Here is a 21,659-nt window from a genome sequence, read left to right as displayed (position 1 = left end):
TGAGTAAAATTACTTCGAAAATTATTTGTCATTATTAGGGTCTAGCGTCGTCGCTGGGCCCTTTTGCTATGTCTGGGGTAATGCGCACCTTGCTCAAATATGGCGCGTCAGTGCTTATCGGGTTACTTTCCGTTGACAGGTTTGCGATGGTAAGAGACCAGTCAAGAATCATCGCCAATCCTTAATCAGAACAAGGCATGACCAATAAATAACGTGAGTTCGATGCTAAACAATGACGACAGGGAGCGCATCGAGATCCCTGCGTCAAAACTGTTTATCTATGCCACAAAATTACTCATGTTGAAAGGGCACTCTAAGTCAATATGGCTAGGATCAACCTAACCGATGCGACTCATTGTCATTGGCGCAGCTCTTTGCAATTCCCTCTTTCCCACTAGTTCTCTGGCACAGAATGGGAAAGATTGGCATCAGACGAATCCGATCTATCCCGCTCAGCAACAGTCTTCTGGGGCAGTGCCCTCACAAACTTTGCCAACGTCCGAAAAGGCGCAGGCAGAAACTGAGTTCGCCAGAGATTTGATGGAGAATTGCCTCAAGGAATCCTCTCAAAAGTACTGCGATTGTGCGGTGCAGGAACTTCTGACAAATCAGTCTCTAACGCCTGTTTATGAAGACTTAGATCTACCCGCTGAAGAATCACCAATTCCACCCAGCGTGGCCGCGCCAATCAATGCCTGTTTGACCTCGAAGTAAGACACGCAATTTTTTGACGGGTGAGTATCAGCTGCGATCTAGGGAGGGTCTAGAGTGAAAATTCTGTTTGAAACTCTTTGCGCGTCATCGGCTGTGAGACGACTAAACCTTCCCCACCCAAAACAGTGAGCGGTTCACCATCCACTGAGATCCATACGGATTCTTTGGGGTTGAGGCTGCTGACGGTATAGATGAGTTGACCGAGACGTCCCTGCATGGCTGCACTGCCGCCACCCACCGTAAATTCTTTGCTGATATCGATGTGAACCCCATCATCTTTGACGGTTAGGGTATTGAGCTTGGTCCCTTCGGGGATGCCGCTGGCAACATCAGCATTGGCAGGTCCCTGAAGCAGTCGCTCTAAAGCCGCTTGCAACTGTTCCTCTGGGGCATCTGTCGGCTGTTTCGGCGTGATTTTTGAGGGGGTGAGAGCCAGCCTCTCGTCGGCGGATTGGAGCCAATAGACCGAAAGCTGCGCGGTCTCGGCAGGATCTTCTTCCGGTGTTACAGGTGGCGCAGGAGTTGGAGTTACGGGTAAATCAGTACCGGGAGCCGGAGATGTGGGATTTGAGGCTGGCGCATCAGGGGCTGGGTTATCTGAAACCTGTGGAGTACAGGCAAGCAGGCCCACGGTGAGCATCGCCGCCATGAGCTTTTGCAGATCATGTGAACGCTGTCGTTTTGCCATTGCTTCCCGAATTCCCTTGCGATACCGTAGCAGTCCTATTTCAGCACAATTCTGTGACGATGCCGCCACGGAGGATGTTCCGAATTCGTCTCTAGCTTAGCAAACGGGAACTGGCTTCAGGTGCTAGCTTCAAGCCACTGCTGGAGGGTGGGTACGACCTGGTCAAGATCGAGTTCCTGAGAGTCGTGGGTAGCCCGCTGTACGACTTCTACTTTGCCTTGTTTGAGGGCGCGGCCCGTCACAATTCGATAGGGAATGCCGATCAGGTCAGCGTCTTTGAATTTGACGCCAGCCCGCTCTTTGCGATCGTCTAGGATCGTTTCAATGCCGGCCTGATTTAGCTGCTGATAGAGTTTTTCTGCGGCTTCAACCTGTGCTTCGTCGTTGAGGTTAGGGATGACGACAATCGCGTGATAGGGTGCGATCGCAACTGGCCAAATAATCCCATCTTTATCGTAGGACTGCTCTACCGCTGACTGGGCAAGGCGCGAGACTCCGACGCCGTAGCAGCCCATCACCAGCGGCATTTCTTCCCCTTGTTCGTTGGTATAGGTAGCTCCCATTGCCTGTGAGTACTTGGTACCGAGTTGAAAAATATGTCCGATTTCAATCCCTCGGGCCGTCTGTAGTATCTGCTTCGAGTCGTGAAGGGATTGGTCCCCCGCAGTCGCTTTACGCAGATCCACAACATTCTTCGGAAGCGTCAACTGCTCACCCCAGTTAGCCCCAACGACGTGGAAACCACTCTCATTAGCTCCAGTCACGAAGTCTTTGAGATCCACTGCTGTTGGATCAACCAGCCGTAGGAACTTCGGCGCAATCGTCTTCGCTGACTGAATGCAGTCGTCGGCTAGGTCTGGTCCCAGATATCCCAGCGGCAGCGTCTTGGATGCCCACTTAGCCTGCGCTGCTGCATCGGGAACTTCAAGCGAGAGAACGGTCTTGCTTTCGTAGTTCTCAGCCTGCTGCGTCAGCTCATTTTGCAGCTTCACTTCATTAACATCTTGGTCACCGCGCAGACTCACAAGGACCAGGACCGTCGTGCCGCTGTCGTAGGTCACTTGGTAGAGGACGTTCTTAACAATCTGAGTGGCGGAACAGTCGAGATGCTGGCGAAGCTTTTCAATCGTGTCGGTCTTCGGCGTTTCTCGTTTTTCGTAGGTCTTGAAGCCGGATGGCTGAGCCTCTGGAGGCTGTGAGACCGCTTTTTCGACATTGGCTGCATAGCTGCCGTCATCGGTGTATAAAATTTCGTCTTCCCCGGCTTCAGCAAGCACCATGAACTCTTGAGAGCCAGAGCCGCCAATCGCGCCGGAGTCAGCTTCCACTGCTCGAAACCGGAGACCGCAGCGCTGCAGCATATTGCGGTAGGCCCCATCCATTGCTTGATAGGTTTCCTTCAGGCTGTCGGCATCGACATGGAAGGAATAGCCATCTTTCATGATGAATTCTCGCCCCCGCATGAGACCAAAGCGAGGCCGAATCTCGTCCCGGAACTTGGTCTGAAGCTGATAAAGGTGTAGGGGTAGCTGCCGGTAAGAACGAATCATGTCGCGGGCCACCGCCGTGATCACTTCTTCGTGGGTTGGCCCTAGACCCACCTCTCGCCCCTGACGGTCCTGGAGCGAGAACATGATCCCTTCAGCTTCGGTGTAGGTGTCCCAGCGTCCCGACTCTTGCCACAGCTCGGCGGGCTGAATTTGAGGCAGCAGACATTCCTGCGCTCCGGTGGCGTCCATTTCTTCGCGGACGATGCGAGAGACCTTTTGCAACACTCGCCACATCAAAGGGAGATAGGCATAGATGCCGCTGCCAATCCGACGAATATACCCGGCTCGCAGGAGCAGCTTATGGCTGGGAATTTCTGCTTCTGCGGGGTCTTCCCGTAGCGTGACAAAGAGCGATTGAGAAAGCCGCATTGTTGCTCGTCCAACTGAGTTACCGATTTAATAGTCTAAACGATTAGAGCCGTTCGACTTTTGAATCTTGGGTTGTTGGGCGAATTCTTGCGGTGCCTCTCTAAAGTTCGGGTGAGGATGGGGCTGTGACGGCTCCCGCCGGTGTCGGTGTGCCAGTGCGGCCTTGGGTGAAGAACCAAATTGAACCCGCAGAGAGGGTTGCGATCGCACCTATTCCCACCATCCACAGGCGCAACGAAAAGACTCGAGGCTGCAGGCTTTTGGGGCGCGGCATGCGCACTGTGGCCTTCGTAAACTTAGGTTCCTGAGGGTTTTGACTAGGGTATGCAGACCGGGGCTGAGCCTCCAGGGTCGTCACGGGTGGGCTACCTCCCATAAATTCGGGGCTGACCATCGTAGCCTTAGAATCAACCACATCGGACTTAAGGCTTTGATAGGACAGTGACTCTAGATAGTGTAGAAACTCCACCTGCTCCATCGCTACGGTCATATAGGTTGCTTTGATCTCATTTCCAAAGCGAATAATATCGCTCTTGCTGAGTTCATGCATAGACCGTCGATCGCCATTGATATATACACCATTGGCACTGGGCTTACCCTCAGAGTTCCCATCCAGGATGCGATAGCGATAGCCCTTCTGAGGCACGGGCAATCTGACCAGTAAAGCATGCTGACGTGAAATGGATTCGCCATCTAAAACAATGGCATTTGACGTATCGCGTCCCACTGAATAGGCAACATCTTCGAGTTGAACCACCCGACGGCCATTGCCATCCTGGATGATCAGCATATGATGTTCGGTGGGTTCAGGCCGTGAGGTAGGCATAGCAGTAGCAGAGAGTGAAAAGACTGAGGCGTTGCAAAAAGGTTCAAGCGGATAGACCTATGATTCCCTAACCGATGCATGAAAGAACAGCCTGCCGGTAAGATCGCATTCGCTACGGGGTTGGAACCCAGTCAGCAAGGGACCTGGTTGCTGTAAAGTTACAAATATGTACGATGAAGACGACCTCAGTCTGCTAGATGTAGACGACACCCCAGAAAGTCCCCTTGATCAGATGGCGGCTGTTGATGACCCCAGTGTTGTCGCAGCCCAGCCAGATGTCGAGGATATGCTGCAGCTAATGCGTGCCCCAGAAGCGCCACAGCGGATGCTGGCCACCCGGGCATTTTGCGAGATTCAGGAGCCGCGAGCGGTCCCGCATCTGATTGAGCTGTTGACCGATAGCTGTCCGCTGGTGCGGGTAAGTGCGGCCTATGCCCTCGGCCATAATCCCAGCGTCACTGCTGTTGAGCCTTTGATTCAACAGCTAGAGCTAGATTGGAACGGCTATGTGCGTAAGGGTGTTGTGTGGGCACTAGGGAACTGTCGCGATCGCAAGTCTCTTTCCCCCTTAATCGAGGCTCTAAAAACTGAGATCTCTGCTGTGCGTCTGTGGGCCGCGAGCTCTTTAGGACAGATGGCTGAGGTTGACGAGGAATCTGCACGGGCAGCGATAGCGCCCTTGGTTGAGTCATTGGCCCATGATTCAATGCCTGCTGTACGCAGCAACAGCGCTTGGTCTCTGGGACAGCTCTGTCAGGCGATTGAGAAGAGAGAATTCTATACACAGGCCGTTGATGCACTGATCAAGGCTCTGCAAGATGGAGAATTAGGGGTACAGGAAGATGCCAAAAATTCCCTGCTGAAGCTAGGCGACACGCGAGGGCTACAGGTCATCGAAGAGTTAGAAATGGAAGGTTTGTTGTAGGTCAAGAGCTGGAAATATCTCACGAGGACAGTCTGCGAGGATGTCTCCATGTATGACAATACCTGCAAGTTTCTCGCTGAGTCATTTTCCAGCGACTTCGCCGCTTGGCTACTGGGCCAACCCATTACCCTCACAACCCTCAGCCCCACCGAACTAGCCGTTGAACCCATCCGCGCCGATGCCCTGATTTTGCTCGAATCCGATGAGATCGTTCTTCACATCGAGTTTCAGACAGAGCCAGATCCATCTATGCCCTTTAGAATGCTCGATTATCGAACCCGAGCCTTTCGTCGCTTCCCCGATAAACAGATGAAGCAGGTTGTCATTTACCTAATGCACTCAACATCTGAACTTGTTCAGCAAACGATTTTCGAAATCCCAGGCACCCGTCACGAATTTGAAGTGATTCGCCTCTAGGAGCAACCCACTGAGATTTTTCTAGCATCACCAGGTCTTTTGCCGCTAGCGGTTTTGACCAAAAACCCAGACAAAACTCAAGCCCTGAAGCAGGTGGCCTTGCGAGCCGGCGCAATCAACGACCCACAGACGCAAAATAATGTCTTGGCCTCTGCGGCAATACTGGCAGGGCTATCATTAGAGAGCAACTTTATTTATCGGGTTCTGAGGCAAGAGACCATGAAGCAGTCGGTAATCTACCAAGATATTGAAGGTGTAGGCCGCGAAAAAGGCCGTCAAGAAGAAGGACAATCGCTTGTTCTGCGTCAGCTCGCACATCGCTTTGGTAAGTTACCCTCTGTAGTGCATCAGAGAATCAAGTCACTCTCACTACAGCAAACCGAAGACCTCAGCATCGCACTGCTAGACATCACCGATTTGAGTGCGCTAGAGACATGGCTGCAAGAACGTCTGTAGGCATCAAATATACAGAGTTCTAGACGATCTCTACAGGGGTCTTTTCACAGGCAGACCTACCCGCCTCGGGAACTTCTGTGATGTCTCCTGCTGCTTCTGTAGATAGAGATAGTGCCTCTCGCCGCCGCTTACCGGAAGCTTAAAGCGTCTGGTCTCAACAATCTCACCGCCCAACTGCTCCAGTGCCGCCCGTAACGCCCCCGCCTCATCCTCAGACCACTGACCGCGATAGAGAACCGCAATGCCCCGCAGCTTCAACAACGGCAGCGCATACTCGGCACACACCGAAGCTGGACCCACCGCTCGAATCAAAGCCAGATCGTACTGCTGACGATGGGCCGGGTCTTGACCGAGAGACTCAGCGCGATCGCAAATCACCTTCACGTTCGCCAACCCCAACGCCTGCGCCACCGTCTCTAGAAACGCCATCTTTTTGCGCGTCGCATCCAGCAGAGACACCTGCCATGCCGAGCAAGCAATCGCAACCGGCAACCCAGGGAACCCGCCCCCCGAACCGATATCAATCACCCGGCAATCATCAGGCAAAACGACAGGAAGACTCGATTCTTCAACAAGCCAGGGCCGCACCCCCGCCAAAGAATCCCACAGATGCTTTTCCCAAAAATCTGGAGCCTCTGTGATCCGCGTTAGATTGAGCTGCTGGTTCCCCTGCAGAATCTGAGCGTAAAGGTTTTGAAACTGCTCTAGCTGCTGCGGACTCGGTTGCCAGTCCAGTATTTTAAGCCAGTCCTGCTGAGGCAGCTTGGGACATCGTGACGAGATTTCCATGATCAAGGGTCCAACTGCGGTCTGCGAGGGCGATCAGCTCTTCCGGGTCGTGGGTGACAATCAGCAAACTCCAGTGTTGCTTGAGCTTAGCTAGCAAATTCACCAACTGACGCCGCATCGACCAGTCTAAACCCGCCGTTGGCTCATCCATTAACAAAATAGAAGGCTGCCGAATGAGCTGCACCGCTAGCGCCAGCCGTCGCTGTTGACCGCCGCTGAGTGCCTGAGGTGAATTGTACAGCGACAGATCGGATAACCCTACCTCTTGAAGCGCATTGTGGACCTGTTCTGACCCGAGTTCAGGGTGGCCGAGGCGCAGTTCTTCGAGAATCGTGCCGCCACAGAAGTGTCGCTCTGGAAACTGAAACACAAGCCCTGCAAGCTGTTGAAGCTGATTGGCTTTTAGCTCTTGATCGCGCCAATAGACCTGCCCCGATGTAGGGGAAGCCAACCCCGCCAAAATTTCGAGCAGCGTACTTTTGCCGGAACCACTGGGACCAATGACCAGTCCTAACTCCTGGGGGGCAAGCTTTAAATGAACCTGTTGCAAGATCGGACTCGCGGCGGCTGTCGGATGATAGGCCAAGTCTTTCAAGTAGAGCATGCCTCTAGCGTAGTCCAAGTCTGGCTGACCTGTTTTACTGTGTTTGATGATTAGGAGTAAAGATATGAACACCCGGCGATACACCCGATGGCTGGCGCATAGTTTAAGCGCAACTCTCCTGCTGGCTGCACCAGCTATCGGTCTTGTGGAGTCGGCCTTCGCCGCCGATCCCTTTCGCTCTGGGCAAGCGGCCAGGACTTTAGACACAGGCACCGCAGAAGCTTTTGAAATGCTCTTTAAAACTGGAGACTATCCGAAAGCGCGGCTGATGCTACAGCAGGCCCGCAACACCACCACTCAGCCCGATCCGCTCACCTATGCGATGTTGGCCACCTTTGCCTACCTCGACGAAGATTGGAGTACGTTCAAAACCTATGGCACGCGCACGCGACAGGTAGCCACTGAACTCAACACCAGCGGCACCGATCCGCTGCGGGGCAACCTCTATCAGGCGGTGGGTTACTTTCTAGAGGCGGCCTACGTGGTTTCAGATGCAGGTGACGGTTTGCCGGGGGGGCTGCCAGCAGCACTGGATAATGTCCAGAAAGTATTTAGTCATTTAGAGAAGGCCACGGATATCAATCCGGAAGATCCAGAACTCAATTTGATCACGGGATATATTGAACTGTTGCTCGCTAATGAAGTGGCGCTCGTGAGTCCGAAGCAGGCGATTAACAAACTCCAAAATTATGCGGCCCCCGGCTATCTGTCTTTGCGGGGGGTTGCCTTGGCCTATCGCGATCACGGTTCCCAAGAGCAGGCATTGGAGGCCGTCAATCGGGCGCTTGAACAGGCTCCCACGAACCCAGAGCTGTTTTATCTTAAGGCGCAAATCCTGCGAAAGCAGGGTAAGCTAGCAGCCAGTCGCCAGTTTTTTGACGGCGCTCTGGCCCAAAAGGATCGGTTGCCTGCGGGTTTGGTGAAGCAAATTACTAAGGAACGTAGCAAACTGTAGCTGCTCTATGAACGTATCTTTCCGGGAATTCAACGCCTTTGATCTATGGATTTGGGTAGAGTTTGAGACGGCTCCGTCAGAGCAGGAAAAGCAATATCTAGAAGAGGTGTTTAATTCCTGGTTTTTTCTTGGGAAGCTAGGAGGCTTTGACGCGGAGAATCTCCAGGTGCAGGACGCGGGGGTTGATCTCAGCTATATGCCCTATAGCGAGACCACCTCTGATACACCCCTGATGGCACTGATGCACAACATGGGGGAGTTTGAGTATGAGGGCTACTGGTGTCGGATTTGGATTGATCTGGGAACCAGTGATGCGATCGCACTTGATGTTCTGATCAATACCCTAAAAAGATTCAGCCAAGACTTCGTTCAGATTCAGGAGCTGATCATCGGAGGAGAGAATCCTGAGTGGCCCGTTGAAGACCGCGCCAACCCCCTCAAAATGGTTGATGATGGTGACGACTGATAACCTTTACCTGGGACGCACATAGCTTAAAAATGAGTAGAGTTTTCTTGGCTCCTCGATGACTCAGCACCCCCATGACCAGCTGTCCAAACAACTGCTAGAAGAATTACTCGCCCCCTTCGGAACCGTTCAGCGGAGTTTAGAAATCCCCGGTGAAGCAAAGTGGGTTGATTTATGGTTTGTTCCTCATCTCAAGACTAAACCTATCGCGCCCTCAACCCCTGATGTCCTCAGCAAGATTGCTCAAACACCGTGCTTACTAGAACCCTACCGCAATCCACCTAGCCGCTTTGAGGTTCGTAGTTGCTTGCTGAAGCTACTGTGGGTCCAAGAAGAATTGAGGCGCAAGGCTGGAAGACAGGAACAGTCAATCGTAGAAGAAACACTACCGTTCCTCTGGATTCTGGCAACCTCTATTTCTAAGCCTGTACTACAGGAATTTGGTGCAAGAGGTAATGCTGACTGGGGCGACGGCATATACTTCACGGTCCCAGGGCTGAAGACAGCTTTCGTCTCAATTAATGAACTGCCCCGAACCCGTGAGACGCTGATCTTGAGAGTATTAGGAAGCGGAACAGTTCAGGCGGAAGCTGTAGCCGACGTATTTGCTCTCTCAGCAGATCAGCCCGAACGATCTCTGATGCTGAGAATCCTGAGCAGTTGGAAGCTTACGATAGAATTAAGTGGAATAGAGATTGAAGAGCAGGAGGCCGTCATGGCGCTTTCACAAGCATTCCTGGAGTGGGAGCAAACCACACAGCAACAGGGACTTGAGCAGGGACTTGAGCAGGGACTTGAGCGTGAACGATCGCTGGTGATCCGTCAACTGATCCGCAAAGTAGGAGCACTGTCTGCAGCTGAGGAAGCTGCGATCTCCTCTCTCTCTTTCGAGCAAACTGAGCTGTTAGGTGAAGCGCTGCTTGATTTCGAGCAGATTGAGAATTTAAGGATTTGGCTAAAGCAGTTGAAATAAAGGGTGCACTCTCATTCAGCGCTGAGGCTACGATATCAAAGCGGGATGACGACGGCAATTGAAGATCTTTACTCTGCAGCTTGTGCAGAAGAGAGCTGAAACACCGTAATTTCGGGCCGACTGCCGAAACGAGCACGAGGGGAAACCATTCCAATCCCTCGATTGGTGTACTGAATTAAATCTTCAATCTGATACTGTCCCACTGGGTAGCGCTTACCGTAGGGAGGCAGAACTGGGGGACCGACAAAGGGAATCGTCACCTGTCCTCCGTGGGCATGGCCTGACAGCTCTAGATCAAACCGATGGGTTTTAACCGCCGTATCGGCAAAATCTGGCTCGTGGGCTAACAGAATAGCTGCACCTTCGTCAGGCAACTGCGCCATTACGAGATCGAGATCGGCAGCCCCTGCCCACACATCATCAACACCCGCAATATGGAGCTGGGCTGATTTTCGATATACATCGTATACACCATTGCTGATATCAATCACCCGGCTGTTTTTTAGAATCTGACGTACGGCCGTGGGGTCTGACCAGTGATCGTGATTGCCCATGACGGAAACGGTGGGCGCTTCTAGCTTCTGCAAAGCTGCTTCTATTCTGGAGGCGTAGCGCTGCGGCTCGTCCGTGACGATATCTCCTGTGATCGCAATTAGGTCAGGCTGTTGGCGGTTCGTCACTCGAATCACACGTTCTAAATAGCGCTGGGGCATCTCATCAACGATATGCAGGTCGCTGAGCTGAACTATTCGGTAGCCATCAAACTCTGAGGCAAGATGGGGCAGGGTAAGCGGTACGGTTTTGACCTGTAGCCAATAGGGTTCGATCTTAAAGCCGTAGATAGGGAGTGCGATCGCAAACAACAGCAGTAAGCTCAAGACAGGAACGAATTTTCGCCAAAGTTTTCGTCTTTTTTTGCGTTTGTGCCTGTTATGCAGCTTCATCTCTCTTCCTCAAATCTTGGCCTTCAATACAGATTACGCTAGCTACCCTCTCAAACTCTCTCAAGCGCTTGATAAGGCTGTGGAGGCAGCTCAGTACAAATCGGATCCTGGGGGCTGACTGTACCATCCACCAACACGATCGCCATAATGCCAGCCTTGCGAATCAGCTTGCCCTGAGCATCGTGGTCTAAAACAGCAGCCATTAAACCCGGCTGGAACTGATCCAGTTGCGAACAGGGGTTGCGTAAACCCGTTACTTCAATGACGGCTGTCTCTCCAATATGGAGCCGTGTCCCCCTCGGTAAATCAAGAAGCTTGATACCTTGCGTCGTAATATTTTCTCCCATTTGGCCTGGGGCAATATTGAAACCAGAAGCCCGCAGTTCAGCGTGTAGTTCAGTATGAATGAGATGAACTTGACGCAGATTGGGTTGACTAGGGTCAGACGCCACTCGTGATCGATGTTTTACAGTTTGCCCCATATGGGCATCTCCTTGAACTCCAAGGCCCGCGAGCAGTTGAACACTCTTCTGATTAGACTTATGGAACGTATGGGCTTGATTCCGACTCACGGCAATAACCTTAGCCCCTAAACATTCTGCGCCGCCAATCTCCATCACAGCTGTCTCCTAATGTGGTTGTGGCCATGTTGAGTCTAGCAACTGAATCGAAAGCGTCGTGATGGCACAAAGTCTCCCTAGACATCCATCGGTGATCACCTTCAACCCACTGTGTCGGAACAATCAGTTCTGAAGGATCTGTAGGGGGCTAATCAGACTCACCTCTATTGCTTCCTATGGGTAGGGTGTTTCAGAAAATAGAGAGGAATGGGAAAAATCTCTGAGAGATCGGAGACTAGAAACAGGTCTAAAAAGGGGCCGCTGGGAATCTATACTTTTCCAGAGGGAGTCTGATACTTCTGGGCTTCTATAAGCAGGTTGCTAGAGGAATTTCTATGTACATCGTTCAAATCGCGTCTGAATGTGCCCCCGTCATTAAGGCCGGTGGTTTGGGCGACGTTGTATATGGGCTGAGCCGAGAACTCGAAATTCAGGGCCACTGTGTCGAACTGATTTTGCCCAAGTACGACTGCATGCGCTATGACCATATTTGGGGACTTCATGAAGCCTACGCCGACCTCAAAGTGCCCTGGTACGGCAGCGTCATTTACTGTACGGTTCACTGCGGCTGGGTTCACGGGCGGCTGTGCTTTTTTATTGAGCCACACTCCAGCGAAAACTACTTCCATCGGGGGGTGTACTACGGAGCACCTGATGACCCTATGCGGTTTGCCTTCTTTAGCAAGGCGGCGCTGGAATTTTTGCAGCAGAGCAACAAATGCCCTGACGTACTTCACTGTCATGATTGGCAAACCGGGTTAATTCCCGTCATGCTCTACGAAATGTATCAGTATCATGGGCTTGAATTTCAGAGAGTTTGCTACACCATTCACAACTTCAAGCACCAGGGACAAACCGGCTATAACGTTTTAGAAGCCATCGGCCTCAATCGCCCCGACTACTACTTCCACCCAGACCGATTGCAGGATCCGTTCAATCCCTTTGCGCTTAATCTCATGAAGGGCGGGATTGTCTACTCTAACTACGTGACGACGGTTTCACCTCACCACGCTTGGGAAGCCAGACACACAGAGATCGGCTGCGGCCTCGGTCATACGCTCCATATGCACCAGCACAAGTTCTCCGGTGTGCTGAACGGAATTGACTATGGCTTTTGGGACCCTGAAGGCGATTGCTACATTCCTTTCCCTTATTCCCATGACGACTTCAAGAGTAAGGCTCGCAACAAGAAAGCACTTCGCAAGCAACTGGGCCTCCAGGACGAAGAGGATAAGCCGATCATTGCCTTTATTGGTCGTCTCGATCAGCAAAAAGGGGTGCATCTGGTGCACCACGCCATTTATTATTCGCTCCACCATAGGGCGCAGTTTGTCCTGCTGGGGTCTGCGACGGAAGCGGCCATTAACGCCCAGTTTTGGCATGAAAAGAACTTTCTCAGCGGCAACCCCGATTGCCATTTAGAAATCAGCTTCAACGAGGAGCTGGCTCATCTCATCTATGCGGCTGCCGATATGGTGCTGGTGCCCAGCAACTATGAACCCTGTGGACTCACCCAAATCATCGGATTGAAGTACGGTACGGTGCCGGTTGTCCGGGGCGTGGGTGGGTTAGTGAACACCGTATTTGATCGCGATTATGACGCCGACAAAAAGCCCGAAGAGCGCAATGGCTATGTGTTCTACCAAAGTGACCTCCCAGCGATGGAAAGTGCGATCGCAAGGGGCGTGGGTCTGTGGTACGACTACCCCAAAGAATTTCGCAAGCTAGCGATGCAGGGCATGGAGTATGACTATTCTTGGCGCAACCCGGCCACAGAGTATGTCGAAATCTATGAAGGCATCCGTCACCAGTCGGAGCCAGCAGAGCCAGCGGAAGCTCTAAAACCTCTACAACAGCAAACTTATGGCTTGCCCGTATCTGACGCTTCATCGCTAGAGAATCGATAGAACAGATAGGCATCAGCGAAGGGGTGTTTATCTAAAACGTGGTGAATGACGCCTTTGCTCATGAGGGCTTGGCCGAGGCGAATGGCTTCTTCTTTGGTCGCTTTTTGGGTTTCCATGAGCCAGTCAACGGCTTCTGAGCCGACAAAGCACTGCGGATATAGGTTGAGACGATAGCGGCGATCGGCAATCGTTAACCCCGCTCGCATTTGCGTGGCTAAAGTCTCTAGGTCCAGATTAAACTTGGGTATACTCTGGAGGGGCTGCAGGTTATGCGCCTCTATTGTGGGCTGACGGCTGATCTCTGAGTCCTGTGGGTGACCGGGGTAGTAAAGGTGGGGCTGCTCTGGCTGCTGCTTCTGAATCATGAGCGCTAGAAGCTGATCGAGCGGTTGCGATCGCACATGCAAATCCCGCTGGGGAAACGGAATCTCAAGATTATACTGCTGCAGACTGGCTTCAATACGGTAATACAGGTCGCTTTTGATTCGGTATTGCTGACGCGGTTCGCAGAGCCACACCAAAATATCGAAATCGAGCGAACTCTCCCCAAACCCTTGAAAGTTGATCTGAGGCTGCGGATAGGCCAGCACATCAGGGTGATCCTTAACAGCTTCTAATAAAGCAATCTGAACCGTCGCAATATTGGAGCCGTAGGCCACTCCCACCGGCAAATGAATCCGAGCCACCGGATTGCCGTGACTCCAGTTAACGACTTCTTTCTCAGTGAAGTGAGCGTTAGGGACAATGATAGTGACCTGATCTAAGGTGCGAATTTCAGTGCTGCGGGGGCTGATGCGCTCCACGGTGCCCACGAGATCGCCCACATGGATAAAATCGCCCACTTCGATGGGGCGCTCTAGCAGAATAATGATGCCGCTGAAAAAGTTGTTGACGATGTTCTGAAGGCCGAAGCCAATACCAACACCAAGGGCGCTCCCTAGAATGAGTAGCGAGCTAACATCGACCCCCGCAAGCTGCAGGATGACGAGGAGGCCCAAAAGAGTGAGGGCATATTGGGTGAGAATTGCGATCGCATCTTGCACGCCCCGCTCAACCCCAGTCATTTTCAAGATTCGGGTTTTGAGCAGCAGCGTAAACCCACGCACAACGACCCACAGACCCACAGCTGAAGCCAAGAAAAGCATTAGATCAATCAGACCGTAGGCTGCGCCGCTTCTCAGCTCAAAGAGAGGCTGGCTAAAGGTTTTGGCAACGGCATATCGAGCTAAACGCAACCGAGGGAAGCGTTCACAAATGTAGTAGGCTCCTCCTAGCCACAGACTCAACTGCAGTGCCGTAAGTCCCAGCAAAATGAAATTTTTCTTCTTTCCCACTCGTAGCCGTCGCCGCTGCCACTGCACCCCAAAATGCAGCACTACAACCGCGAGCAAGATACCAACTGATTCAAAAAGAGCCTGATAACGATAGGCCGATGTTCGCTCAAGCTGCGCGGTTTTTAAGGCTCGATTGAGCTGGCGCTGCCAGACTTTAGCCTGTTCTGTCGCCGCCATCCCAAAGCGACGATCCCGTTCAGTCACGGTCAGCAAATGCTGATCGGCTAAGCGAAGCGTGACGAAGTTGGGTTTCAATTGCACCTCCACCTGCGGAAGTTCAGGTGCCTCGACGGCTCCGGCCAGTTGCTTATTGGGCTGCGCGACTCGATCGGCGGCACTATAATCATCAAGCCGACTGACCTGAAAGAGTTCCCGCCCATCTAGCATAATTGCAGCCTGATCGGAACGGTTCCCCACGAGGCTCTGAGAGGTTGCCGGGAGCGCCAGCAAAAAACTAAGGCAAAAACCGAGAACTGCTAAGCGCCAATTGAGCATGGTTAGGAACTGAGTTGGAGGGTTGCGATCGCGATGGTTGATCGCCTCACAGATAGAAAATCACGACTGAACCGAATTACACCCACACCATGATACCGATCACGGAACTGAAGCAACTGGCATTGCAACATATTGTTGTTGCTCTAAATCGCCAGTGAGTGATCACCTATGGTTCAGCTATTACCGCGCGATCGCTTCATCATTCAGACACCTGAAGCCTTGCAAACTGTCATAGAAAGATTAGAGGTTCACATGGAACCTTCTAAATGTATCAGATCGACTTTTGACCTCAATCACGCCCCATTTGAAGGGACTATTTCAGCCTCTGGCTTCAAGATGAACCGCATTCCCATCGGTCGTCCAAACGCTGTTGAACCCAGAATTGAAGGTCGTTTTGAAACACCCCCTGGGGGCACGGTTGTTCACATTACCCTAAAATTACACCCTGCGGTCTTGATCTTTGTGGGATGCTGGATGTTCCTTTGGTATAGCCTCACCCTATTGATGTGGTCTTCAGGGAGTATGAGCAGTCACTTGGCCCTGGCGTTTTGGGGTTTGCCTCCCTTTATTATTGTGGCCTTCTGGATCGGCTTCTGGATAGCAGTAGAGCGCGCCCGCAATGATCTGCTACGGATAATCTTGAGACGACGCCCCTAATCGCGGCTGGCTCGTCAACGGATGCTCTTTATTCTGCAGACAATTCTCTCCGTTCTCAGCGCCATCTTTGCCGTATGGATAATCGCCCCCCATTTTTCTCCGTTGCTTAGAGACATAGAAATCCCCGAACCCGTTCGGGAACGCTAATCTGCTTCAACGTCATGCCCTTTAGGGATGACAAGGCACCTGTGACCTACTGCTGTTGGTAGCTCTAGCGTTCAAGCTCTAAACGTTAGGCCATCGTTTCAAATTTCATCTACCTAAAGTGACAAAAGAGAGGTATGTTCCTTGTCATGGGGAGCGGATTGAGGCCGGGGCAGGCGCCGGGGAATATTTGCTGCCGGTGGATGTGGGCTATGATGCGGCGGCGAACAATATTGTGGCGAGTACGGCCCTGTTGGGTGGGGAGTTGACCCAGGCCCTGAGATCCATTCCGTCACGACGGTTGGTGGTGGTGTCTGACTGTTGCCATGCGATCGCAGTTTCCCAGCTTCACGATGACGCAAGTCTTAAACACCTAGCTCTTTTAAGTATCCAGCTATCTTGACTCTTACCTCAGTCAATTCTGCCTCTAATTTCTTAATCTCACTTTTAACCTCATCAATATCGACCTCTTCAGGCATTTCAAACGTATCTACATAGCGAGGGATATTGAGATTAAAATCGTTATCTTCAATTTCCTCCAACGTTGCTACAGAGGCATATCTATCAACAGTTTCTCGTGACTTATAGGTCTGAATAATTTTTTCAATATGCTCATCCAATAAGGAATTTTTAGTTTTTCCTACCTGAAAATCACGACTGGCATCGATAAAGATGACATCTTGGTAATTATCATTGGTGCCACCCTTCTCACGAGATCGGTCAAACACCAAAATCGCTACTGGAATAGTAGTACTTGGCAATAAATTTGGTGGTAGACCAATCACCGCATCCAAAAGATTTTCGTCAATCAACTTGCGTCGAATCTTGCCTTCACTCGACGCACGAAACAAAACTCCATGAGGAACCACTACTACTACCCGTCCCTCACAGGGCAGCGCGGACTCAATCATGTGGCTGATAAACGCATAATCCCCTTTCGTTTTAGGCGGCACCCCACGCAGAAAACGATCATAGGGATCATGCCTAGCATTGTCTGCCCCCCAATGGCTTAGAGAAAATGGAGGATTCGCTACCACAACATCAAACCGCATAAGAGCCTTAGGAAGGGGCGCGGATTGAGAAGACTCGGATTGGAAAAACTTTGGATAACTCAGCGTATCGCCCCACTCCATCCTGGCCCTATGCTCGTTATTTAAAAACATATTCATTTGTGCTAAGGTCCAGGCACTAAAGTTTTTCTCTTGACCATAGAGAGAATAATGTGTCCCTTCAACTTCCTTAGCCACCTGAATTAATAACGTTCCTGAACCACAGGCCGGATCGTAAATTAAATCTCCTTCTTTCGGTTGGGCTAGCCTTGCCACTAATTTAGAGACCTGTACTGGAGTAAGAAATTCACCTCCACCAATACCCTTACCTGCCTCAGCAGCAAACCGCTCTAGTAAAGTTACATAGCAGCTACCAACGATGTCGCTACCTACTCGTGAAGGACGTAGGTCTAACTCTGGTCGGCTAAAAACTTCTAACAGTTCTCTTAATTTCTGGTTCTGTGATTGACCTAGATTTGCTTGAGAATCAAAGTCAATATGCTGTAAATGAATACTTGGAGCTAATGTCTCCTCAAGCGTCCTTAGAGCAGCATGGATTAAATTGCCAAGGCACGGCTCATCTCGCTGCTCATAAATATCGTAAAAACTACTTCCCTCAGGCAATACCAACCACTCGTGAGACATCTCGCATCTAATCTGGTCTGGATTATCACCAAGTTCCTTCTGATATTGAGCACAGCGGTCACGCCACACATCGCTGACATACTTCCAAAAAAACATCACTTGGACATAGTTTCGATACTTAGAAGGGTCAAGCTCCCCTCGAAATACATCACAGGCTCTCCAAAGCGCGCGATTAATATCAGATGCAGTAACTTGAAGTAATCCGCCCATAGTTAATCTGACGCCCCTTGCATACATCTCATCAATACAGCATCCATATATGAGTTGCGTTTCTCCTGTAATCGCAGGACTAATGCGTTCTCTCGCCGCCGTAGTTCGGCCAGATCAGCAATTTTCAACTGATCAGCTAGCGATGGAATATCAATTTGGATAGTAGATAAACCTGCCTTGCTTATCATCTTGATATTGGAACCTTCTCGCCTCGCCCAAAGTCGACGTTGACCAAACTGATGATGGTTTAGAAACCAAACCAAATACCCTGAATTCAGCTCTTTCTTATCCTTAACTCGAATCAGCAATAGGGGCGCAGCCGCTATTGCCTTGCCAATTCCTTCAGGTATCAACGCTGCCAACATCGATGAACCCCGAGAGTAAAAAACCACATCCCCTGGCATTAACCAAAGCTGCGGCGCAACATCATCCAGATTGACAGTTATTGCCTCAGATAAATCTAGACCGCCATTTTCCTTAAGATTCCGTAGCTGAACTACCGTGATGCTTCCGTTTTTATCCGGCTCAATCCGAGTCCGAAAAGGATACCCCACCCACATGAAAGCTAGATTTTTTAAGACCGTGGTCTTCACTGCATCCCCTCAGCTACATCTTTTTGCACTCCATCAATCTTGATATGCATGCCATCATCAGGAGCAAGAAAAAACTCAAAAGACCCAGGAAAATCACTACGCACAACCGTATAAAGCAAAAGCCATGCCCCACCGAAAATCAGAGCAATATAGACTATCGGTGACCTCGAAAAGGAAGCAACCACAACTGACTCACGAGGAACTGGCCCAGAACGTTGATTCTGATGATTCATTTCATAACTACCTCCATGATGCCTCCGTAGTAGAGCTCTACTGCAGCTCTACTACTACAATAAATATAGTCTTACTACATTAATCCGTCAATAGTAGAGCTCTACTACGGAGGCATGGTTGTTTCTTTGCTTTCTTGCTAACCGTCTCCAAGCCAGGGATTAATTTTAACAACCATTAGCGTTTGCACTTGCGCCCCAAATTCCGCATCCTGGGGGGCTTTGATACGATATCTAAGCTGAATATAGAAATTGAAATCCCTGGGGCTGCTGAGGCACAGCTCTGTTGCAGAACTTGTGCAGGACGATCAGACGATCAGGCAAGTCCCCCACTGGTTGGGGATTTAGGGGGCCATTAGTGGCCTTCAGGCTGTGGAAGATAGAGGGTAGAGCCGTATTCAATCACAATTTCCGGTGTTATTGCGTTGGTTATCCCACGTAAGATTCATTGAGTTATAGGTAGCATCCTCATCCACATAAAAGAAATGGAGCAGATAGGCATCAGTCAAAGGATTTTCATCTAGAACATAAGTAAGGCTCGTTTGAGTTAGAGAGCTGCGATCGCACTTTGAGCCACTTCTGCAATGGCCTGATCGGTGGCCTTGGGCAAATGATAGTAATTCCCCGCCGCTGCCTGCGCTAGCTCCTTGGCAAAGCCCGTAGAAATGAACTTATTCTCGGTGTCGATCACCAGTAGCTTCAGATTTAAGGCCCGAATCCGACCCGCAATCTCCAGCAGTTCTTCCTTAATATTTGGCTTTTCCTCGCTTTCAATAGTTTCACCCAGCGAAGTCGCCAAGGGAATATTGCCGCGACCATCGGTAATCGCAACAAGCACGACCTGACCAATATCACCTGAAGACAGCGCATTCATGCCGACGCGTACTGCTTGCGTTAGGCCGTGGGCCAAGGGCGACCCCCCCCCGCAGGGCAGCGTATCTAAACGGCGGCGCGCCGCTTCAATTGAGCGCGTCGGCGGCAGCAGGACCTCTGCAGATTCACCCCGAAATGGGATCAGCGAGACCTGATCGCGGTTCTGATAGGCTTCCGTCAGTAGCCGCATGACCGCGCCTTTTGCCGACTGCATTCGGTTGAGCGCCATTGAACCAGAAGCATCGACAATGAACACCACCAAGGCTCCAGCCTTACGAGCCAGACGCTTAATACGGACATCGCTCTGCTCCACAATCACGTTGCGATCAGGATGACGCAGACGCCGAGCCTTTTGATAGGGCGCAGCCGAGCGAAGCGTGGCATCCACAGCAATGCGGCGCACCGGACCTTTGGGCAGCATCGGTTTAATATAGCGGCCGCGATCTTCAGAGAAGATAATGCTGCGGCTCCCTGATTTACCTTGCTTATTGGCCTTCTGAGCGAAGAGCAATACTTCAGGATCTAAGACCACACCGTCAGGGTCAAATACAAACTCCTCGGGAATATTAGGTGGCTCTTCGGGTTCAGGCTGATCGTCCTCGTCTTCCTGATCGTCTTCGTCCTGATCCTCTTCCTGGTCGTCTTGATTGGAAGAATCGTCCTGGGGCGGCGGCGGTGGTGGCGGTGGCTGCTGTTCCTCCGGCGGCGACTGAATCACCGTGGCCCGAGGGATAATCACCAGCTCTACAGCACAGCGCAAATCTTCGGCATTCACTTCTGAACGACCGTTAAGAGCCGCATGGGCTTTGGCAACACGTACCGCGAATAGCTCGGCCCGATGCCCCTGAACGCCCCCTCGCAGAGATTCCTCCACAAGATACATAATCTGAGAAGACTGGATTTGCACATCTTTGAGCCATGCACGGGCCAGAATAATCTGGGTCTTGAGATCTTCAATCTCTTCAGCATACTGATCGATAAAAGCCTGCGGCGCATCAGAATAGGCGTTCACCTGCTCTACGGCCTGTACCCGTTCTTCTAGGCCCAGCACGGCATCGGCCGAGAGTGAGATGGCAATCCGGTCTAGCAAATGCTCGCGCAGCTCTCCTTCTTCAGGGTTGTAGGTGGCAATAAACAGCGGCGAACAGGGATGCTGAAAGCTGAGACCTTCCCGTTCGATTTGGTTGCGGCCTTCAGTGAGAACCGTGAGCAAGAGGTTAGAGATTTGCTCGTCTAAAAGATTAATTTCATCGACGTATAAAACACCGCGATGGGCCTCCGCTAACAGTCCCGGCTGAAATACGGTTTCGCCCCGCTTCACCGACTGGCTGACATCAACAGAGCCAAGCAGCCGATCCTCCGTGACGCCTAGCGGTACCTGCACGTAGGGACTAGGAATGATTTCGGTTTCCGGCTGTCCGTCTTTTTGGGGGAGTGTACCGTCTTTAAGCTCTGCCAGCAGGAAGTCGTCCCAATTACCTTGAGTTTCGGGGTCAGCGTTACAGATCGAGTCTTTGATCACTTCGATGGGCGGTAGCAAAGCGTGGAGCGCCCTTGCCATAACCGATTTAGCAGTGCCGCGTCGACCTGCGATCGCAACCCCTCCCAGTCCCGGATCCACCGCCGCCAACAGCAGCGCCATTTTGATTGCCTGTTGACCGACAACAGCAGCGAGCGGGAAGGTCGTAATTTGGGCAGGAGCAGCAACGGGCATAGGGGAAAGCATGTATTATCCAGACCTTTAGGATATCAACATCTGGGAGGCTGAGCGCCACAAACTCCACATGCTCCCGCAGAGCTATCAAGCTGACCCAGGAGCAGACATTACGTCATTAATGGCTCTGACGCATGCAATCCAGTCGCAGGATCATGAAATTTCCGATAGTACGGAACATTTGCTGCAGCCAACAATTCCCGAACGCCCTGGCTGTCTCCATAGGCGTAGAGACAGTACTGCTTTAAATTTCCGAGTAGCGCTTGCAGCCGCCTCACTTTTTCGGGACCATAGCAATTCTGCCCTTGAATTTGCCCCGTCAAATAACCTGAATTCGCTCGTCAAGCCAGCTAAGAAATGAGTATTGAACGGCTTTGTTGCATGAATCATTCGGTAGTCCTAAACGGGTAAGGATATTCTATCGATAAGGGGATGTATGTTCTCCTATGCTTATGCGAGTGTTGACTCGTCGTCATCCATCGTTTTCCGTGTCTTCTGCTCTACCAGCGTGT

General features: G+C 51.4%; 20 protein-coding genes and 1 pseudogene. 9 read left to right on the top strand and 12 right to left on the bottom strand.

From position 1 onward, the window contains the following. Positions 1–345: 345 nt before the first annotated feature. Complete coding sequence (locus tag C1752_RS07740; protein ID WP_110985496.1) at positions 346–714, top strand: hypothetical protein; 369 nt, start codon at positions 346–348, stop codon at positions 712–714. Between the two features lie 49 nt (positions 715–763). Here the strand turns inward: C1752_RS07740 and C1752_RS07735 are convergent, their stop codons facing one another. The 3 genes from C1752_RS07735 to C1752_RS07725 form a co-directional block, all read right to left on the bottom strand. Then, a complete protein-coding gene (locus C1752_RS07735) occupies positions 764–1,471 on the bottom strand; it encodes a GerMN domain-containing protein (protein ID WP_199464321.1) in 708 nt (235 codons plus the stop codon). Between the two features lie 47 nt (positions 1,472–1,518). Further along, positions 1,519–3,321, bottom strand: a complete 1,803-nt coding sequence (locus C1752_RS07730) for a proline--tRNA ligase (protein WP_110985494.1) — start codon at positions 3,319–3,321, stop codon at positions 1,519–1,521. A 100-nt stretch (positions 3,322–3,421) separates the two neighbouring features. Continuing rightward, entirely contained in the window at positions 3,422–4,147 is a 726-nt protein-coding gene (locus C1752_RS07725; RefSeq protein ID WP_110985493.1) for an FHA domain-containing protein, read from the bottom strand. Positions 4,148–4,313: 166 nt separating this feature from the next. Here C1752_RS07725 and C1752_RS07720 point away from each other — a divergent pair, with 166 nt between their 5' ends. After that, a complete protein-coding gene (locus C1752_RS07720) occupies positions 4,314–5,072 on the top strand; it encodes a HEAT repeat domain-containing protein (RefSeq protein WP_110985492.1) in 759 nt (252 codons plus the stop codon). Positions 5,073–5,120: 48 nt separating this feature from the next. Continuing rightward, a pseudogene (locus C1752_RS30220) lies at positions 5,121–5,945 on the top strand (Rpn family recombination-promoting nuclease/putative transposase). A 30-nt stretch (positions 5,946–5,975) separates the two neighbouring features. Here the strand turns inward: C1752_RS30220 and rsmG are convergent. Next, the gene (gene rsmG, locus C1752_RS07710; protein ID WP_110985491.1) at positions 5,976–6,734 is read right to left on the bottom strand and encodes a 16S rRNA (guanine(527)-N(7))-methyltransferase RsmG; all 759 of its coding nucleotides are present in this window, start codon (positions 6,732–6,734) and stop codon (positions 5,976–5,978) included. Continuing rightward, the gene (locus tag C1752_RS07705; RefSeq protein ID WP_110985490.1) at positions 6,685–7,338 is read right to left on the bottom strand and encodes an ABC transporter ATP-binding protein; all 654 of its coding nucleotides are present in this window, start codon (positions 7,336–7,338) and stop codon (positions 6,685–6,687) included. The genes rsmG and C1752_RS07705 overlap by 50 nt, the downstream gene beginning before the upstream one ends. Positions 7,339–7,402: 64 nt before the next feature. Here C1752_RS07705 and C1752_RS07700 point away from each other — a divergent pair, with 64 nt between their 5' ends. The 3 genes from C1752_RS07700 to C1752_RS07690 are packed head-to-tail and all read left to right on the top strand — an operon-like array spanning position 7,403 to position 9,732. Continuing rightward, on the top strand, positions 7,403–8,293 hold the full coding sequence (locus tag C1752_RS07700) for a Sll0314/Alr1548 family TPR repeat-containing protein (protein ID WP_110985489.1): 891 nt from the start codon (positions 7,403–7,405) through the stop codon (positions 8,291–8,293). A gap of 7 nt (positions 8,294–8,300) precedes the next feature. Continuing rightward, the gene (locus C1752_RS07695; RefSeq protein WP_110985488.1) at positions 8,301–8,759 is read left to right on the top strand and encodes a DUF3531 family protein; all 459 of its coding nucleotides are present in this window, start codon (positions 8,301–8,303) and stop codon (positions 8,757–8,759) included. A gap of 58 nt (positions 8,760–8,817) precedes the next feature. Further along, complete coding sequence (locus C1752_RS07690) at positions 8,818–9,732, top strand: DUF4351 domain-containing protein (RefSeq protein ID WP_110985487.1); 915 nt, start codon at positions 8,818–8,820, stop codon at positions 9,730–9,732. A 68-nt stretch (positions 9,733–9,800) separates the two neighbouring features. Here C1752_RS07690 and C1752_RS07685 read toward each other — a convergent pair whose 3' ends face one another. Beyond that, positions 9,801–10,676 carry a metallophosphoesterase gene (locus tag C1752_RS07685; protein WP_110985486.1) on the bottom strand — a complete coding sequence of 292 codons (876 nt, stop codon included), beginning with the start codon at positions 10,674–10,676 and terminating at the stop codon, positions 9,801–9,803. 50 nt (positions 10,677–10,726) lie between these two features. After that, positions 10,727–11,293 carry an MOSC domain-containing protein gene (locus C1752_RS07680; protein ID WP_110985485.1) on the bottom strand — a complete coding sequence of 189 codons (567 nt, stop codon included), beginning with the start codon at positions 11,291–11,293 and terminating at the stop codon, positions 10,727–10,729. A 338-nt stretch (positions 11,294–11,631) separates the two neighbouring features. Here C1752_RS07680 and glgA point away from each other — a divergent pair, with 338 nt between their 5' ends. After that, positions 11,632–13,203 carry a glycogen synthase GlgA gene (gene glgA / locus C1752_RS07675; RefSeq protein WP_110985484.1) on the top strand — a complete coding sequence of 524 codons (1,572 nt, stop codon included), beginning with the start codon at positions 11,632–11,634 and terminating at the stop codon, positions 13,201–13,203. On the opposite strand, the gene C1752_RS07670 is transcribed toward glgA, so the two are convergent. Further along, a complete protein-coding gene (locus tag C1752_RS07670; RefSeq protein WP_110985483.1) occupies positions 13,158–15,032 on the bottom strand; it encodes a mechanosensitive ion channel domain-containing protein in 1,875 nt (624 codons plus the stop codon). The genes glgA and C1752_RS07670 overlap by 46 nt on opposite strands. A gap of 168 nt (positions 15,033–15,200) precedes the next feature. On the opposite strand from C1752_RS07670, the gene C1752_RS07665 reads away from it, so the two are divergent. Beyond that, positions 15,201–15,689: a hypothetical protein gene (locus tag C1752_RS07665; protein ID WP_110985482.1), complete on the top strand. Its 489-nt coding sequence runs from the start codon at positions 15,201–15,203 to the stop codon at positions 15,687–15,689. Between the two features lie 265 nt (positions 15,690–15,954). Further along, a complete protein-coding gene (locus C1752_RS28030; protein ID WP_146242292.1) occupies positions 15,955–16,236 on the top strand; it encodes a hypothetical protein in 282 nt (93 codons plus the stop codon). Here the strand turns inward: C1752_RS28030 and C1752_RS07660 are convergent. From C1752_RS07660 to bchD, 4 genes are all read right to left on the bottom strand, one after another. Further along, positions 16,199–17,737, bottom strand: a complete 1,539-nt coding sequence (locus C1752_RS07660; RefSeq protein ID WP_110985481.1) for a type I restriction-modification system subunit M — start codon at positions 17,735–17,737, stop codon at positions 16,199–16,201. The genes C1752_RS28030 and C1752_RS07660 overlap by 38 nt on opposite strands. Positions 17,738–17,739: 2 nt before the next feature. After that, positions 17,740–18,330, bottom strand: a complete 591-nt coding sequence (locus C1752_RS07655) for a restriction endonuclease subunit S (protein ID WP_110985480.1) — start codon at positions 18,328–18,330, stop codon at positions 17,740–17,742. Continuing rightward, positions 18,327–18,563, bottom strand: a complete 237-nt coding sequence (locus C1752_RS07650; protein WP_110985479.1) for a hypothetical protein — start codon at positions 18,561–18,563, stop codon at positions 18,327–18,329. Before C1752_RS07650 ends, C1752_RS07655 begins: the two co-directional genes overlap by 4 nt. A 544-nt stretch (positions 18,564–19,107) precedes the next feature. After that, a complete protein-coding gene (bchD, locus tag C1752_RS07645; protein WP_110985478.1) occupies positions 19,108–21,147 on the bottom strand; it encodes a magnesium chelatase ATPase subunit D in 2,040 nt (679 codons plus the stop codon). Between the last annotated feature and the right edge of the window lie 512 nt (positions 21,148–21,659).

It is taken from the genome of Acaryochloris thomasi RCC1774, from assembly GCF_003231495.1.
GTDB lineage: Bacteria > Cyanobacteriota > Cyanobacteriia > Thermosynechococcales > Thermosynechococcaceae > RCC1774.
The sequence above is the reverse complement of the archived record's forward strand: the minus strand, read 5'-3'. Positions and strand labels throughout refer to the sequence as shown.

Coding starts and splice junctions, on each gene's coding strand:
- C1752_RS07740 (WP_110985496.1), top strand. CDS start 346: ATGCGACTCATTGTCATTGGCGCAGCTCTTTGCAATTCCCTCTTTCCC.
- C1752_RS07730 (WP_110985494.1), bottom strand. CDS start 3,321: ATGCGGCTTTCTCAATCGCTCTTTGTCACGCTACGGGAAGACCCCGCA.
- C1752_RS07725 (WP_110985493.1), bottom strand. CDS start 4,147: ATGCCTACCTCACGGCCTGAACCCACCGAACATCATATGCTGATCATC.
- C1752_RS07720 (WP_110985492.1), top strand. CDS start 4,314: ATGTACGATGAAGACGACCTCAGTCTGCTAGATGTAGACGACACCCCA.
- rsmG (WP_110985491.1), bottom strand. CDS start 6,734: ATGGAAATCTCGTCACGATGTCCCAAGCTGCCTCAGCAGGACTGGCTT.
- C1752_RS07705 (WP_110985490.1), bottom strand. CDS start 7,338: ATGCTCTACTTGAAAGACTTGGCCTATCATCCGACAGCCGCCGCGAGT.
- C1752_RS07700 (WP_110985489.1), top strand. CDS start 7,403: ATGAACACCCGGCGATACACCCGATGGCTGGCGCATAGTTTAAGCGCA.
- C1752_RS07695 (WP_110985488.1), top strand. CDS start 8,301: ATGAACGTATCTTTCCGGGAATTCAACGCCTTTGATCTATGGATTTGG.
- C1752_RS07690 (WP_110985487.1), top strand. CDS start 8,818: ATGACTCAGCACCCCCATGACCAGCTGTCCAAACAACTGCTAGAAGAA.
- C1752_RS07685 (WP_110985486.1), bottom strand. CDS start 10,676: ATGAAGCTGCATAACAGGCACAAACGCAAAAAAAGACGAAAACTTTGG.
- C1752_RS07680 (WP_110985485.1), bottom strand. CDS start 11,293: ATGGAGATTGGCGGCGCAGAATGTTTAGGGGCTAAGGTTATTGCCGTG.
- glgA (WP_110985484.1), top strand. CDS start 11,632: ATGTACATCGTTCAAATCGCGTCTGAATGTGCCCCCGTCATTAAGGCC.
- C1752_RS07670 (WP_110985483.1), bottom strand. CDS start 15,032: ATGCTCAATTGGCGCTTAGCAGTTCTCGGTTTTTGCCTTAGTTTTTTG.
- C1752_RS07665 (WP_110985482.1), top strand. CDS start 15,201: ATGGTTCAGCTATTACCGCGCGATCGCTTCATCATTCAGACACCTGAA.
- C1752_RS07660 (WP_110985481.1), bottom strand. CDS start 17,737: ATGGGCGGATTACTTCAAGTTACTGCATCTGATATTAATCGCGCGCTT.
- C1752_RS07650 (WP_110985479.1), bottom strand. CDS start 18,563: ATGAATCATCAGAATCAACGTTCTGGGCCAGTTCCTCGTGAGTCAGTT.
- bchD (WP_110985478.1), bottom strand. CDS start 21,147: ATGCCCGTTGCTGCTCCTGCCCAAATTACGACCTTCCCGCTCGCTGCT.